Raw genomic sequence first — 15,510 nt, forward strand, 5'->3', positions numbered from 1 at the left:
TCATCCCTCCGTCACGTCGAGGACCAGCAGGTCCACGCCTTCGGATACCTGATCGCCGGCCGCGAAGTTGACGGCGCTGACCGTGCCGGCGGCGGGGGCCTTGATGGTGTGCTCCATCTTCATCGCTTCCAGCAGCATCAACGGAGCGCCCGCCTCCACCGTCTGGCCCGGCTCGACCAGCACGCGGACGACGGTGCCCGGCATCGGCGCGGTCAGGCGGCCGGAACCGCCCTCCTGCTCCGCCGCGCGGGCGGTCGGGTCGTCCAGATGCAGACGCCACACCGCCCCGTCCGACAGGATGGTCAGGTCCAGCCCCTGACAGACCACCGTGGCGCGGGTGCGCACCGCGTCGATGGTGGCGGTCAGCGTCTCGCCGTCGAGAGACACCCGCTCCGCACGGATGGCCGGGCGGCCCTCCACCTCGATCTCGTAGCCGTCGGGGCGGAAATGCAGGGTAAGGGCGCGCGGCGTGTCGCCGTCGAGCAGGCGCAGGTCGTGGTGGTTGTCGTCGTTGAGGCGCCAGCCGCTGGCCGACAGCCAGGGCGACCAGGGGTCCGACGCGGCGCGGCGGGCCTTGCGGGCATCCGCGTTGCGGCGGAGCAGCACGCTGAGCGCCGCGATGGCCAGCCCGCGGTCCGGCACCGGGGCCGGCGGGGGCAGCAGGTCGGCGCGGTGCCGCTCGATGAAGCCGGTGTCGATCTCCACCGCCCGGAAGGCCGGATGGGCGGCGATGGCGCCGAGGAAGGCGACGTTGGTGGTGACGCCGACCACCTCGTAGGCGGCGAGCGCCACGCGCAGGCGACGCAGCGCGGCGTCGCGGTCCTCGTCCCAGACGATCAGCTTGGCGATCATCGGGTCGTAGAACATGGTGACCTCGTCGCCCTCGCGGACGCCGGTGTCGACGCGGACATGCTCGTTCTCGGCGGGCGGACGGAGGCGGACCAGCTTGCCGATGGCCGGCAGGAACTCGCGCTGCGGGTCCTCCGCGTAGAGGCGCGCCTCGAAGGCGTGGCCGCGGCGGGTGAGCTGGTCCTGCATCAGCGGCAGCGTGCCGCCGGCGGCGACGCGCAACTGCCACTCCACGAGGTCCTGGCCGGTGATCTTCTCGGTCACCGGATGCTCCACCTGGAGGCGCGTGTTCATCTCGATGAAGTAGAAGCCGCCGTCCTCGTAGAGGAACTCCACCGTGCCGGCGCCGACGTAGTTCACCGCCTTGGCGGCGGCCACCGCGGCCTCGCCCATGCGGCGGCGCAGGTCGTCGGGCAGCGCCGGGGCGGGAGCCTCCTCGATCACCTTCTGGTGGCGGCGCTGGATGGAGCAGTCGCGCTCGAACAGATAGACGCCGTTGCCGTGGGTGTCGCAGAAGACCTGAATCTCCACATGGCGCGGGCGGCCCAGATACTTCTCCAGAAGCACGCTGTCGTCGCCGAAGGCAGCTTTCGCCTCGCGCTTGGCGCCGGCCACCGCGTCGGCGAACTCGCCAGGGGCGCGGACCACGCGCATGCCCTTGCCGCCGCCGCCCGCCGAGGCCTTGACCAGCACCGGATAACCGATGCGCTCGGCCTCCGCGCTCAGCGTCGCAAGGTCCTGGGCCTCGCCGTGGAAGCCGGGGACCAGCGGCACGTCGGCCTGCGACATCACGCGCTTGGATTCCGCCTTGGAGCCCATGACGCGGATGGCCTCGATCGGCGGGCCGATGAAGACCACGCCGGCCTCCGCGCAGGCCGCCGCGAATCCGGCGTTCTCCGACAGGAAGCCGTAGCCGGGATGGATGGCCTGGGCACCGGTGCGTTTCGCGACCTCGAGGATCGCGTCGCCGCGCAGGTAGCTCTCGCCCACCGGCGCCGGGCCGATGCAGACGGCCTCGTCGGCCATTTCCACATGCATGGCGCGGGCGTCGGCCTCCGAGTACACCGCGACGGTGCGGATGCCCATGCGGCGGGCGGTGCGGATGACGCGGCAGGCGATCTCGCCACGGTTCGCGATCAGAATCTTGTCGAACATGTCGGTCACAACCATGGGCCTCAGCTCCGCCACGCCGGTTCGCGTTTCTCCAGGAAGGCGCCGACGCCCTCCCTCCCCTCGTCGCTCGCGCGCTGGCGGGCGATGCGCTCCGCCGTGTCGCGGACCAGCGCATCGTCCAGCGGACGGCGCGCCACGGCGCGGATCAGCTCCTTCGCCGCGGTCTGGGAGGCCGGTCCGCATTGCAGGAGGTTGCGCACCATCACCTCGACCCCGGCGTCCAGCTCCGTCGCCGGGACGGTCTGGTGCAGCAGGCCGAGCCGCAGCGCCTCGGCGGCGGAGAAGCGCTCCGCCGTCAGGAAGTAGCGGCGGCAGGCGCGTTCGCCCATCGCGGCCACCACATAGGGGCTGATGACCGCGGGGATCAGCCCCAGCCGCACCTCGGTCAGGGCGAAGCTGGCGGTCTCGGCGGCGATGGCGATGTCGCAGGCAGCGACCAGCCCCACCCCGCCGCCGAAGGCCGGACCCTGCACCACGGCGATGGTCGGCTTCGGGCATTCGTCCAGCGTGCGCAGCATGGTGGCGAGGCCCATGGCGTCCTCGACGTTCTCGCCGTGGCTGTAGCCCGCCATCTTCTTCATCCAGCCGAGGTCGGCCCCGGCGGAGAAGCTTTTGCCAGCACCGCGCAGCAGGATGGCGCGGACGTCCGGGTTCGATCCCAGGCTGAGGAAGGCGTCGGTCAGATCGGCGATGACTCGCTCGTTGAAGGCGTTGTGCACCTCCGCCCGGTTCATCGTGACGGCGGCGACGCCGCTGGCGGCGATGTCGATCAGAATGTCGCTCATGCTCGTCGTCCCCCCGCTCACATCCGGAACACGCCGAAGGTGGTCTTCTCGACCGGGGCGTTCAAAGACGCCGACAGGCCGAGTCCGAGCACCATGCGGGTATCCGCCGGGTCGATGATGCCGTCGTCCCACAGCCGGGCGGAGGCGTAGTAGGGATGGCCCTGGTCTTCGTACTGCTGGCGGATGGGGGCCTTGAACGCCTCCTCCTCCTCCGGCGCCCAGCTTCTGCCCTGGGACTCCATGGCGTCGCGCCGGACCTGGGCGAGCACGCCCGCCGCCTGCTCCCCGCCCATCACCGAGATGCGCGAGTTCGGCCACATCCACAGGAAGCGCGGGGAATAGGCGCGCCCGCACATGCCGTAGTTGCCGGCGCCGTAGCTGCCGCCGATGATGACGGTGAATTTCGGCACCTTGGCACAGGCGACGGCGGTGACCAGCTTCGCGCCGTCCTTGGCGATGCCGCCCGCCTCGTACTTACGCCCGACCATGAAGCCGGTGATGTTCTGCAGGAAGACCAGCGGAATGCCGCGCTGGCAGCACAGTTCGACGAAATGCGCGCCCTTCAGGGCGGATTCGCTGAACAGGATGCCGTTGTTGGCGATGATGCCGACCGGATAGCCGAAGATGTGGGCGAAGCCGCAGACCAGCGTCGTGCCGTAGAGCGGCTTGAACTCGTCCAGCACCGAACCGTCGACCACGCGGGCGATGACCTCGCGGACGTCGAAGGGCTTGCGCGGGTCACTGGGGATCACGCCGTAGAGTTCGCGCGGGTCGTAGGCCGGCTCCTGCGGCTCGCGCAGGTCCATGTCGATGCGCTTGCTGCGGTTCAGGTTCGACACGACCTTGCGCGCCATGGCGAGCGCGTGGGCGTCGTTCATCGCGTAATGGTCGGTGACGCCGGAGGTGCGGGAATGCACGTCCGCCCCGCCGAGGTCCTCCGCCGACACCACCTCGCCGGTCGCCGCCTTCACCAGCGGCGGGCCGCCGAGGAAGATGGTGCCCTGGTTGCGCACGATGATCGCCTCGTCCGACATGGCCGGAACGTAGGCGCCGCCCGCCGTGCAGCTTCCCATCACCACGGCGATCTGGGGGATGCCCTGGGCCGACATGTTGGCCTGATTGAAGAAGATGCGGCCGAAATGGTCGCGGTCGGGGAACACCTCGTCCTGGTTCGGCAGGTTGGCGCCGCCCGAATCGACGAGATAGATGCAGGGCAGGTTGTTCTGCTGCGCCACTTCCTGGGCGCGCAGGTGCTTCTTGACGGTCAGGGGGAAGTAGGTTCCGCCCTTCACCGTCGCGTCGTTGACGACCACCATGCATTCCTGCCCGGCCACGCTGCCGATGCCGGTGATGATGCCCGCCGCCGGGATGTCGTCGTCATAGACCTTGTAGGCGGCCATCTGCGACAGCTCCAGGAAGGGCGATCCCACATCCAGAAGCTGGCGGATGCGCTCGCGCGGCAGCAGCTTGCCGCGGGACAGGTGCTTGTCGCGGGCCTTGGCGCCGCCGCCCTGCTTGATGGCGCCCACCTTTTCGCGCAGGTCGGCGACCAGGGCGGACATGGCGTCGGCGTTCGTCTGGAACTCGGCGGAGCGCGGGTTCAGGGCGCTCTTCAGGACGGTCATGGCCGTCGTCCTCCCGTCTCTTCTTGTTCTACTGCGTCAGGGCGCGGCTGATGACCAGCCGCTGGATGTCGCTCGTGCCCTCGTAGATCTGGCAGACGCGCACGTCTCTATAAATGCGCTCCACCGGGAAATCGTTCAGGTAGCCGTAGCCGCCGTGGATCTGGATGGCGTCGGAGCAGACGCGCTCGGCGATCTCCGAGGCGAACAGCTTCGCCATCGCCGCCTCCTTCAGGCAGGGCTCGCCCGCGTCGCGCAGGCTGGCCGCGTGCAGGACGAGCTGGCGCGCGGCCTCCACCTTCGTCGCCATGTCGGCCAGCCGGAAGGCCACCGCCTGATGCTGGATGATCGGCACGCCCATGCTCTGACGCTCCTGGGCGTAGCGGATGGCGTGGTCGAGCGCGGAACGCGCCATGCCCACCGACTGCGAGGCGATGCCGATGCGCCCGCCCTCCAGATTGGCGAGCGCCACCCGGTAACCGCCGCCCTCCGCGCCCAGCATCAGGTCGGCGGGGATGCGGCAATCCTCAAGGACGATCTGGCAGGTGTCGGAACAGCTCTGGCCGAGCTTCTCCTCGACCCGCGCGACCTGGAAGCCGGGGGTGTCGGTCGGCACGATGAAGGCGGTGATGCCCTTCTTGCCGGCGTCGGGATCGCTGACCGCGAAGACGATGGCGACGTCGGCGTTCTTGCCCGACGTGATGAATTGCTTGGTGCCGTTGAGGACCCAGTGGTCGCCGGCGCGGCGCGCGCGGGTCTTGATGGCGGCGGCGTCGGACCCCGCCTGCGGCTCGGTCAGGCAGAAGCAGCCGAGCCGCTCGCCGCGGGCCATCGGCTTCAGGAAGCGCTCCTTCTGCTCGGCGCTGCCGAACTTCAGGATCGGCATGCAGCCGACGGAGTTGTGCACGCTCATGATGGTGGAGATGGCGCCGTCTCCCGCCGCGATCTCCTCGATGGCGAGCGCGTAGGCGATGTGGTCGGTGCCGGCGCCGTCGAACGCCTCCGGCACCAGCATGCCCATGAGGCCGAGCTTGCCCATCTCGGCCAGCTCCTCCTTGGGGAAGGCGCCGGTGCGGTCGCGCTCGGCGGCGGTGGGCGCCAGCCGCTCCGCCGCGAAGTCCCGCGCCATGTCGCGCACCATCCGCTGCTCTTCCGTCAGCCGCATTGCTTTCCCTCCCGCACGCTTTCTGCCCCCTCCCCGCCCCTCCCCCGCTGTGCGGTGGAGGGAGCTTAATGCCCTCTCCCGCGAAGCGGGGGAGGGTTAGGGAGGGGGCCGAGGTTGCTTTACACCAACTCCACCGCCACCGCCGTGGCCTCGCCACCGCCGATGCACAGCGAGGCGACGCCGCGCTTCAGCCCGTTCTTCTCCAGCGCCGCCAGCAGCGTGACGAGGATGCGCGCCCCCGAAGCACCGATCGGATGGCCGAGCGCGCAGGCGCCGCCATGCACGTTGATCTTGTCGTGCGGGATGTCGAGTTCGCGCATCGCCGCCATGGCGACCACGGCGAAGGCCTCGTTCAGCTCGTAGAGGTCCACGTCCTTGGCCGACCAGCCGGCGCGCTCCAGCACCTTGTTGATCGCGCCCACGGGTGCGGTGGTGAACCAGGCCGGGGCCTGGGCATGGTTGGCGTGGGCCTTGATCTCCGCCAGGATCGGCAGACCGAGCTTCTCGGCGTTGGAGCGGGTGGTCAGCACCAGCGCCGCCGCGCCGTCGGAGATGGAGGAGGCGTTGGCCGCCGTCACCGTGCCGTCCTTGGCGAAGGCAGGCTTCAGCGTCGGGATCTTGGCCGGGTCGGCCTTCAGCGGCTGCTCGTCCTTCTCCACCACCGTGTCGCCCTTGCGGCCCTTGACGGTGACCGGGGTGATCTCCTTGACGAAGCTGCCGTCCTCGGTCGCCCGGCGGGCGCGGTTCAGGCTCTCGATGGCGTAGTTGTCCTGCGCCTCGCGGGTGAACTGGTAGTGGGTGGCGCATTCCTCCGCGAAGGTGCCCATCAGGCGCCCGCGGTCGTAGGCGTCCTCCAGCCCGTCGAGGAACATGTGGTCGAGCACGCGGCCGTGCCCCATGCGGTAGCCGCCGCGCGCGCGGTCGAGCAGATAGGGGGCGTTGGACATGCTCTCCATGCCGCCGGCCACCATGATCTCCGCCGAGCCGGCCTTGATGAGGTCGGTGGCGAGCATCACCGCCTTCATGCCCGACCCGCAGACCTTGGAGATGGTCGTGCAGCCCGCGGCCTCCGGGATGCCGGCGCCGAGCGACGCCTGACGGGCCGGCGCCTGCCCCAGACCGGCGGGGAGGACGTTGCCCATGAAGACCTCGTCCACGGCGTCCGGCTTCACCCCGGCGCGCTCCAGGGCGGCCTTGATGGCGGCGGCGCCGAGCTGCGGCGCGGTCAGCCCCTGCAGCTCGCCCTGGAAGCCGCCCATCGGGGTGCGGGCGGCGCCCGCGATGACAACGGTATCGGTCATGGTTCTTCCCTTCCCTCCGGCTTTATACCGTTTCCCTTAGGCCGTTTCCTTGAACAGCTCGCGCCCGATCAGCATGCGGCGGATCTCGCTGGTGCCGGCGCCGATTTCGTAGAGCTTGGCGTCGCGCAGCAGGCGGCCCGTCGGGTATTCGTTGATGTAGCCATTGCCGCCCAGAGTCTGAATAGACTCCAGCGCCATCCAGGTCGCCTTCTCGGCGGCGTAGAGGATCGCGCCGGCGGCGTCCTTGCGGGTCGTCTCGCCGCGGTCGCAGGCCTTGGCGACGGCGTACACGTACGCCTTGGCGGCGTTCATGATGGTGTACATGTCGGCGATCTTGCCCTGCATGAGCTGGAACTCGCCGATCGGCTGGCCGAACTGCTTGCGGTCGTGGATGTAAGGAATCACAACGTCCATGCAGGCCTGCATGATGCCGAGCGGCCCGCCGGCCAGCACCGCGCGCTCGTAGTCGAGCCCCGACATCAGCACGTTCACGCCGCGCCCGACGCCGCCCAGGATGTTCTCCTCCGGCACCTCGCAATCCTCGAACACCAGCTCGCCGGTGTTCGAGCCGCGCATGCCCAGCTTGTCCAGCTTCTGCGCGACGGAGAAGCCTTTGAAGGATTTCTCGATGAGGAAGGCGGTGATGCCGCGCGGGCCGGCGTTGACGTCGGTCTTCGCGTAGACCACCAGCGTGTCGGCGTCCGGCCCGTTGGTGATCCACATCTTCGTGCCGTTCAGCACGTAGCGGTCGCCCTGCTTCTCCGCGCGCAGCTTCATCGACACCACGTCGGACCCGGCGTTCGGCTCCGACATGGCGAGCGCGCCGATGTGCTCGCCGGAGATCAGCTTCGGCAGGTAGCGGCTCTTCTGCTCCGCCGTGCCGTTCTTGCGGATCTGGTTGACGCAGAGGTTGGAATGCGCGCCGTAGCTGAGGCCGACCGAGGCCGAGGCGCGGGAGATCTCCTCCATCGCCACGACATGCTCCAGATAGCCCATGCCGGCGCCGCCGTATTCCTCCTCCGCCGTGATGCCGAGCACGCCGAGGTCGCCGAACTTCCGCCACAGCTCGTTCGGGAACTCGTTGGTCCGGTCGATCTCGGCGGCGCGGGGCGCGATCTCGTCGGCGGCGAAGCTGCGCACCGTGTCGCGCAGCATGTCCGCGGATTCGCCGAGGTCGAAGTTCAGGGTCGGATACTGGTTCGACAGCATGGTGTTGGCGCTCCCCCCGGAGGTCTGTTCTTCGTTCTCGCCATACGGCGACGTATGGAGCCGTACGGTAGCGTATGGAAATAGGCGTGGCAAGGCCTCTTGGCCCATCCCCCTTCCGGAGGAGGGCCAAGAGGCTCCGCTCACTTCATGTTGATGATGATCGTCTTCTTGTGGGTGAAGTGTTCCAGCATCGCCTCCAGCGAGGCTTCCTTGCCCAACCCCGACGACTTGACGCCGCCGTAGGACAGGTTCGGCTGCACGACCAGATTCTGGTTCACCTGCACGAATCCGGCCTCCAGCCGGTGCACCGCGTCCATCGCCACCTTCAGGTCGCGCGTCCAGATGGTGGCGGCAAGGCCGTATTCGGTGTCGTTGGCCTGGGCGATGACCTCTTCGTAATCGGTCCAGCGGATGACGCAGCAGACCGGGCCGAAGATTTCCTCCTGCGCGATGCGGTCGCTGTTCTTCACGCCGGTGAAGATGTGCGGCTGCACGTACAGGCCCTTGGTCAGCTTCGGATCGGACGGCATGGCCGAGCAGACATGCGGGGTCGCCCCGCCCTCCTTGCCGATGGCGATGTAGCTCTGCACCCGGTCGAGCTGCTGGGGCGAGACGATGGTGCCGATGTCGGTCGACTCGTCGAGCGGGTCGCCCATCTTCATGGCGTTCACCTTCTCCTTCAGCTTGTCCACGAAGGCGTCGTGGATGCTGTCATGGACGAAGATGCGCGACGACGCGGTGCAGCTCTGGCCCTGGCGGGTGAAGCGCATGCCGGCGATGGCGCCAGCGATGGCCTGGTCGAGGTCGGCGTCGCCGCAGACGATCATCGGGCTCTTGCCGCCCAGTTCCAGCGTCACCGGGATCAGCTTTTCGGCGGCCGTCTTGTAGACGATCTTGCCGGTCTCGACCGAGCCGGTGAAAGTCACCTTCTTGACGTCCTTGTGCGCCACCAGCGGGGCGCCGCATTCCGGGCCGTAGCCCGAGAGGATGTTCACGACCCCGGCCGGGATCACCGTGTTGATGAGCTGCACGACGCGCAGCACGGCGAGCGGCGCCTCCTCCGCCGACTTCACCACCACGGCGTTGCCCGCCACCATCGCCGGGGCGATCTTCAGCGCCATCAGCAGGAGCGGCACGTTCCAAGGGATGATCGCGCCGACCACGCCCACCGGCTCGCGCACCGTCATGGTCAGCATGGACGGGTTGAAGGGGATGGTTTCGCCCTTCAGCTCCGGCGCCAAACCGCCGAAGAAGACGAACGCGTCGGACAGGACGCCGGCCTCGACGCGCGATTCGGTGCGCAGCGCCTTGCCGGTCTCCAAGGCGATCAGTTTGGCGATTTCCTCCTTGTGGGCGTCGAGCACGCGCCCGCATTCGGCGACCAGCTTGCCGCGCTCCCGCACCGGACGCTTGGCCCATTCCTTCTGCGCGGCCACAGCGGCAGCCACCGCGGCGTCCACGTCCGCCGCCTCGCCGAAGGCGGCCTCGGCCACCGTCTCGCCGGTCGCCGGGTTCACGACGGGGAAGCTCTTGCCGGAGGAGGCCGGGCGGAAGTCGCCGCCGAAGAAATGCTTGCCCGACAGCTCCCTGGCGAGCGCGAAGGGGTCGAGCTGGAGGTCGGTGCTGACGCTCATGTCGAAAAGGTCCTCGTGTGTATCGGGTCGGTTATCGTTGTTATCGGGTGTCGCGGTTTTCAGCGGCCGGAGGTTCTCAGGCGCGGGCGTCTTCGATGACCTTGCCGTCGTTGGGCAGGCTGCCAGGGGCCGCGAACTCCACGACACCCTTCAATTTGGTGACGGCGGCCAGAGTTTCACGCACGGACGCCGCCAAAGCCTCGCCGGACTCGGGCGACTCGCAGCGCAGGGTCATGGTGTCGTTGGCGTCCTCCCGCCCGACGACGAGGCGGGCCTTGCCGATCTGCGGGTGGCGGCGCAGCACCTCGGCGATCTGCTGCGGGTGGACGAACATGCCCTTGACCTTGGTGGTCTGGTCGGCGCGGCCCATCCAGCCCTTCAGCCGCATGTTGGTGCGCCCGCAGGGGCTTTCGCCGGGCAGCACGGCGGACAGGTCGCCGGTGGCGAAGCGGAGCAGCGGGTAGGCCTGGTTGAAGGTGGTGACGACGACCTCCCCCACTTCGCCCGCCGGCACGGGATCGCCGGTGCCGGGGCGGACGATCTCCACGATCACGCCCTCCTCCACCACCAGCCCGGCGCGGGCCGTCGTCTCGTAGGCGACGAGGCCGAGGTCGGCGGTGCCGTAGCTCTGGTAGGCGGCGATGCCGCGCCCCTCGTAATAGGCGCGGGCGTCCGGCAGGAAGGGGCCGCCGGTCAGATGGCCGATCGCGATGGAGGACAGGTCCAGCCCCAGCTCGTCGCCCTTCTCCAGGATGATCTTCAGGAAGTCGGGCGTGCCGATGTAGGCCCGCGGCTTCAGATGGGCGGCCACCTGGGCCTGCATCTCGGTGTTGCCGACGCCGGCGGGGATGACCGCGCAGCCCAGCGCGTGCGCCCCCGTCTCGAACATCGAGCCGGCGGGGGTCAGGTGGTAGGCGAAGCAGTTCTGCACGAGGTCGCCGCTGCGGATGCCCGAGGCGTAGAGCGCCCGCGCGGTGCGCCAGGGGTCGCTACCGTGGGCCTCCGGATCGTGGATCGGGCCGGGCGAGGCGAAGACGCGGGCTAGCCGCCCGACGGCGACGGTGGTCATCCCGCCGAAGGGCGGCGCGTCCTTCTGCAGCGCGATCAGGTCCGACTTGCGGGTGACCGGCAGCGCGGCGAGCGCCCCTCGGTCGCGGACGGCGGCGGGGTCCACATCGGCGAGCAGGCGGGTGAAGTAGGGTGCGTTCGCCTTGGCGTGGGCGATCTGCGCCGGCAGCGCCGCGAACAGCTCCGCCTCGCGCCGGTCGGGGGAGCGGGTTTCGAGTTGATCGTAAGTGTCGGACACCGATGCCTCCCGGCTGTTTTTCTTCTTCTCCCCTCTCCCGTCCCGGGAGAGGGTGGCCCGAAGGGCCGGGTGAGGGTGCCGCCAACGGTCGGCGCTTTTCTTCCTGCAAGACCCTCACCCTTCCCACTTCGTGGGCCCCTTCCCTCTCCCGGGACGGGAGAGGGTGAAACTCAAATCCAGCGCTTCCGGCGCTTGAAGCTCTTGAGGTTCTTGAAGCTCTTGCGCTCCTCGTTGCCGCCGCCGAGGTAGAATTCCTTCACGTCCTCGTTGTTGCGCAGCTCTTCGGCGGTGCCGTCGAGGACGACCTTGCCGTTTTCCATGATGTAGCCGCGCGTCGCGGCCTGGAGCGCCATGCGGGCGTTCTGTTCGACCAGCAGGATGGTGACGCCCAGGTCCTTGTTGATCTGCCGGATGATGCTGAAGACCTCCTTCACCATCAGCGGCGACAGGCCCATGGACGGCTCGTCCATCAGGATCAGCTTCGGCCGCGCCATCATCGCGCGCCCGATGGCCAGCATCTGCTGCTCGCCGCCCGACAGGTAGCCGGCGAGTCCGGTGCGTTCCTTCAGGCGGGGAAAATAGTGATAGACCATCTCGATGTCGTCCTTCACGCCGCCGTCGCGGCGGGTGAAGGCGCCGAGGCGCAGATTCTCCTGGCAGGTCATGTCGCCGATGATGCGGCGACCCTCCATCACCTGGAAGATGCCGCGCCGGACGATCTGGTCGGGGTCGATGCCGTTGATGCGCTCACCCCCGAAGGTGATGTCGCCGCGCGTGACCTCGCCGTCCTCGGTCTTCAGCAGACCGGAGATGGCCTTCAGCGTCGTCGACTTGCCGGCGCCGTTGGCGCCCAGCAAGGCGACGATCTCACCCTCCGGCACCTCCAGGCTGAGGCCGCGGAGCACCAGGATGACGTCGTTGTAGACGACCTCGATGTTGTTGACGGACAGCAGCGGCGCCTTGGCCGTGCCGGGAACCGGAGCCGGGGCGACCGCAGTCGCTGTGGCGGCGTTCATCATGCGGCACCTGATGCAGTGTAACGGGACGGAGGCCCCCGTCGCCGCCCTTTCACGGCGGCGACGGAGGCGGTCCGGCTTACCAGCCCAGCCACTCCGGCTTGCGCGGGACGTCGACGGTGGCGATCTTCTCCAGCTTGATCGTGCCGGCCTTCACCAGATCGTCCACCGAGCCGCCGGTGTCGCCGGTCACGTTGGCGCGGTACAGGTTGACCTTGTCCATGCCGCGGTGGTCGGTCTCGGTCCAGGTCGACGGCACGCAGACGCCCTCCAGCCCCGCCGGCACCCAATCCTTCTTCTGGTACATGCCCTTGCGGATGTTCGGGCCGGTCACGCCGCCGTTCTGCTTCGCCCAGTCCATGGCTTCCTTCATGTAGAAGGCGGAGCAGATGCCCGACACGTAGTGCACCGGACGGTAGGCGGTGCCGGCGGCGTCGGAGATCTTGGAGATCTCCTTGACGATCTTCATGCCCGGCGCGTCGCCGCCCCAGATGGCCGCGGTGCGCACCGGGAAGATCACGCCGTTGGCGGCCGAGCCGGCGGCCTTGGCGGCGTTCTCGTCCATGCCCCAGACGTTGCCCATGAACTGCACCTGGGCGCCGACCGTCTGGCAGGCCTTCAGCACGGAGATGTTCGAGCCCGCCGTGTTGCCGAGATAGGCGTAGTTGGCGCCCGCCTGCTTCAGCGTCAGGCACTGGGCGGTGTAGTCGCCCGGCGTCAGGGCGAACTGGACCGCCGGCAGCACGTCGAAGCCCAGCTCCTTGGCGAGTTGCTCTCCGGCTTCCTTCGGGGCGTTCGGGTAGGGGTGGTTGGCGCCCATGTGGACGTACTTGGGCTTGCCCGAGCCGCCCTTCTTCTTCCAGTCCTCGGCCGCCCACATCAGCATGGCGCGCAGGCCGTCGGAGTAGGACGGGCCGTAGAAGAAGTTGTAGGGGGCCGGCTTGGAGCCGTGCGGGCCGTTGCCGGTCGGGTCGGTCAGGTGACCCGAGTAGGAGCCGGAATAGTAGGGGATCTCGTCCTTGCCGACGAAGCCGGTCAGCGCCTCGGTGTCGGCGGTGCCCCAGCCCTGGATGGCCGCGACCTTGCCGCTGCCCGACGACCACTTCTTGTACTGGCTGATGGCGCGCGGCGCCTGATAGCCGTAGTCCACCGTCTCGACGTCCATCGTCGTGCCCGCGATGCCGCCGTTCTTGTTGATGTAGGCGAGCGCGTCGGCGACGCCCTGGCCGAAGGGCACGCCCACGTCCGACGTGGCGCCGGACTGGTCGGCGAGGTGGCCGACCGGGATCTTCTGGGCGTTGGCGGCCCCGGTGCCGAGCAGGACGACGGCGGCGGACGCCAGCAGGACGGTCTTCATGGTCATGGTGCGTTTTCTCCCAGTCGTTATGTTTTTCAGAAGCCGATGTGCGAGAAGGGCTCTAGTGCGAGAACGGGTAGAGCTTCCAGTAGGCCTTGATCTGCTTCCAGCGGTGGGCCAGCCCGTCCGGTTCGAAGACCAGGAACAGGATGATCACGAGGCCGATGGCCATTTCGCGCAGGAAGGCGATGGCGTCCTTCAGGTTCAGCGCGGCGTCGATGGCGGTGCCGGACAGCGCGGTGGTGATGGCCTGCATCACCTCGGGCAGCAGCACCATGAAGGCGGTGCCCATCAGCGACCCCATGATCGAGCCCAGCCCCCCGATGATGATCATGCCGAGGAACTGGATCGAGAAGAGGATCGTGAAGCCCTCCACCGATACGAACTGCAGGTAGTGGGCGTAGAGCGCGCCGCCGATGCCGGCGTAGAAGGACGAGATGCCGAAGGACATCGTGCGGTACTTGGTCAGGTTGATGCCCATGATCTCCGCGGAGAGATAATGGTCACGCACCGCCACCAGCGCCCGCCCGTCGCGGGACCGCATCAGGTTGGTCGCCAGGATGTACATGACGACCATGTAGACCAGCACGACGTAGAAGAAGCTCTCGTCGGTGTCGAAGGCGTAGCCGAACAGGGTGAAGGGCTCCGCGATTGTGCCGGCGGTTCCCCCCGTGAACCAGTCGGCCCGCGAGAAGAAGTCCTGGAGGATGTACTGCGCCGCCAGCGTGGCGATGGCGAGGTACAGGCCCTTCAGCCGCGCCGCCGGGATGCCGAACAGCATGCCGACCGCGGTGGTCATCACGCCGGCCAGCGGGATGGCGAGCGCCACCGGGATGCCGAAGCTGTTCGACAGCCACGCCGACGAGAAGGCGCCGAAACCGAAGAAGGCGGCGTGCCCGATGGAGATCTGGCCGGTGAAGCCGACCAGAATGTTCAGCCCCAGCGCCGCGATGCCGAGATAGCCGATCTGGATGCACAGGTTCAGCCAGTAGCGGTCCATGAAGGCCGGGCAGAGCAGCAGCAAGGCCACGCCCAGGATCGCGAAGTTGCGGCTGGTCCTGGTCGGGAAGATGGTCGTGTCGGCGGCGTACCGGGTCTTGAAGTCGCCGCAGGGAATGAGACTGATGTTCGCCATGGTTGCGGCCGCTCCTTACACGCGCTCGATGTCCTTGGTGCCGAAGAGGCCGTAGGGCTTGATCATCAGGATGACGATCAGGACGTAGAAGGGGGCGATCTCGTACATGTTGCCCCAGTTCAGCCACTGGCTGTCCAGGTAGTGCGCGAGATTCTCCAGCACGCCGACGATCAGGCCGCCCAGCACCGCCCCGGCCACGCTGTCCAGCCCGCCGAGGATGACCGCCGGGAAGACCTTGATGCCGAAGAAGGAGAGCGCGGACGACACGCCGTTGACGACGCCGACCGTGACGCCGGCCACCGCCGACACCATGGCGGAGATGGCCCAGCTCATCGCGAACATGTGGCGCACGGAGATGCCCAGCGACTGCGCCACCTGCTGGTCGAAGGCGGTCGCCCGCATCGCCAGACCCATCCGCGAGTATTTGAAGAACCAGCCGAAGCCCGCCATGATCAGCAGCGAGATGACCAGGCTCATCACATAGACGGTCTGCACGTCGAGCCCGAGGATGTTCACGGTCGGGCTGGCGAAAATGGTCGGGAACGGCTTGGCGAAGACGCCGAACATCCACTTCATCAGGGCCTGGAAGAAGATCGACAGGCCGATGGTGACCATGATGACGGAGATGATCGGCTCCCCGATCATCGGCCGCAGCACGACGACCTGAAGCACGATGCCGAAGACCAGCATGAAGGCCAGCGTGATCGGGAAGCCGATCCAGAAGGGCAGCTGCCAGGAGGTCAGCAGCCACCAGCAGGTCCAGGCGCCGATCAGCAGGAACTCGCCCTGGGCGAAGTTCACGATGCGGCTGGCCTTGTAGATCAGCACGAAGGACATCGCCACGACGCCGTACAGCGCGCCGACGATCAGTCCGTTGACGAGAAGCTGGAAGAGCAAGGTCATGGCGTGGCCTCGTTCTCAATACCCTCTCCCGTCCCGGGAGAGGATGGCCCGCAGG

At 68.2% G+C, this 15,510-nt stretch carries 12 protein-coding genes; all 12 read right to left on the bottom strand.

What is annotated here, in order from left to right; all coding sequences use genetic code 11:
• Positions 1–2,004 carry an acetyl/propionyl/methylcrotonyl-CoA carboxylase subunit alpha gene (locus ABVN73_RS22775; protein WP_353861430.1) on the bottom strand — a complete coding sequence of 668 codons (2,004 nt, stop codon included), beginning with the start codon at positions 2,002–2,004 and terminating at the stop codon, positions 1–3.
• A 20-nt stretch (positions 2,005–2,024) separates the two neighbouring features.
• A complete protein-coding gene (locus ABVN73_RS22780; RefSeq protein WP_353860877.1) occupies positions 2,025–2,807 on the bottom strand; it encodes an enoyl-CoA hydratase/isomerase family protein in 783 nt (260 codons plus the stop codon).
• A 17-nt stretch (positions 2,808–2,824) separates the two neighbouring features.
• The gene (locus ABVN73_RS22785) at positions 2,825–4,432 is read right to left on the bottom strand and encodes a carboxyl transferase domain-containing protein (RefSeq protein WP_114862092.1); all 1,608 of its coding nucleotides are present in this window, start codon (positions 4,430–4,432) and stop codon (positions 2,825–2,827) included.
• A gap of 28 nt (positions 4,433–4,460) precedes the next feature.
• Positions 4,461–5,594, bottom strand: coding sequence for an acyl-CoA dehydrogenase (locus ABVN73_RS22790; RefSeq protein ID WP_353860878.1), 1,134 nt, complete (start codon positions 5,592–5,594; stop codon positions 4,461–4,463).
• Positions 5,595–5,713: 119 nt separating this feature from the next.
• Positions 5,714–6,895 carry an acetyl-CoA C-acyltransferase gene (locus ABVN73_RS22795; RefSeq protein ID WP_353860879.1) on the bottom strand — a complete coding sequence of 394 codons (1,182 nt, stop codon included), beginning with the start codon at positions 6,893–6,895 and terminating at the stop codon, positions 5,714–5,716.
• 36 nt (positions 6,896–6,931) lie between these two features.
• Positions 6,932–8,104, bottom strand: coding sequence for an isovaleryl-CoA dehydrogenase (locus ABVN73_RS22800; protein WP_353860880.1), 1,173 nt, complete (start codon positions 8,102–8,104; stop codon positions 6,932–6,934).
• 140 nt (positions 8,105–8,244) lie between these two features.
• Entirely contained in the window at positions 8,245–9,738 is a 1,494-nt protein-coding gene (locus ABVN73_RS22805) for an aldehyde dehydrogenase family protein (protein ID WP_353860881.1), read from the bottom strand.
• Positions 9,739–9,814: 76 nt separating this feature from the next.
• The gene (locus ABVN73_RS22810) at positions 9,815–11,044 is read right to left on the bottom strand and encodes an AMP-binding protein (RefSeq protein WP_353860882.1); all 1,230 of its coding nucleotides are present in this window, start codon (positions 11,042–11,044) and stop codon (positions 9,815–9,817) included.
• Between the two features lie 170 nt (positions 11,045–11,214).
• The gene (locus ABVN73_RS22815) at positions 11,215–12,060 is read right to left on the bottom strand and encodes an ABC transporter ATP-binding protein (RefSeq protein ID WP_353861431.1); all 846 of its coding nucleotides are present in this window, start codon (positions 12,058–12,060) and stop codon (positions 11,215–11,217) included.
• 79 nt (positions 12,061–12,139) lie between these two features.
• On the bottom strand, positions 12,140–13,423 hold the full coding sequence (locus ABVN73_RS22820) for an ABC transporter substrate-binding protein (RefSeq protein ID WP_353860883.1): 1,284 nt from the start codon (positions 13,421–13,423) through the stop codon (positions 12,140–12,142).
• 55 nt (positions 13,424–13,478) lie between these two features.
• A complete protein-coding gene (locus ABVN73_RS22825) occupies positions 13,479–14,552 on the bottom strand; it encodes a branched-chain amino acid ABC transporter permease (protein WP_094304578.1) in 1,074 nt (357 codons plus the stop codon).
• A gap of 15 nt (positions 14,553–14,567) precedes the next feature.
• The gene (locus tag ABVN73_RS22830; protein ID WP_040136435.1) at positions 14,568–15,455 is read right to left on the bottom strand and encodes a branched-chain amino acid ABC transporter permease; all 888 of its coding nucleotides are present in this window, start codon (positions 15,453–15,455) and stop codon (positions 14,568–14,570) included.
• Between the last annotated feature and the right edge of the window lie 55 nt (positions 15,456–15,510).

The sequence above is a fragment of the Azospirillum formosense genome (assembly GCF_040500525.1).
In the GTDB taxonomy this organism is placed as follows: domain Bacteria; phylum Pseudomonadota; class Alphaproteobacteria; order Azospirillales; family Azospirillaceae; genus Azospirillum; species Azospirillum formosense_A.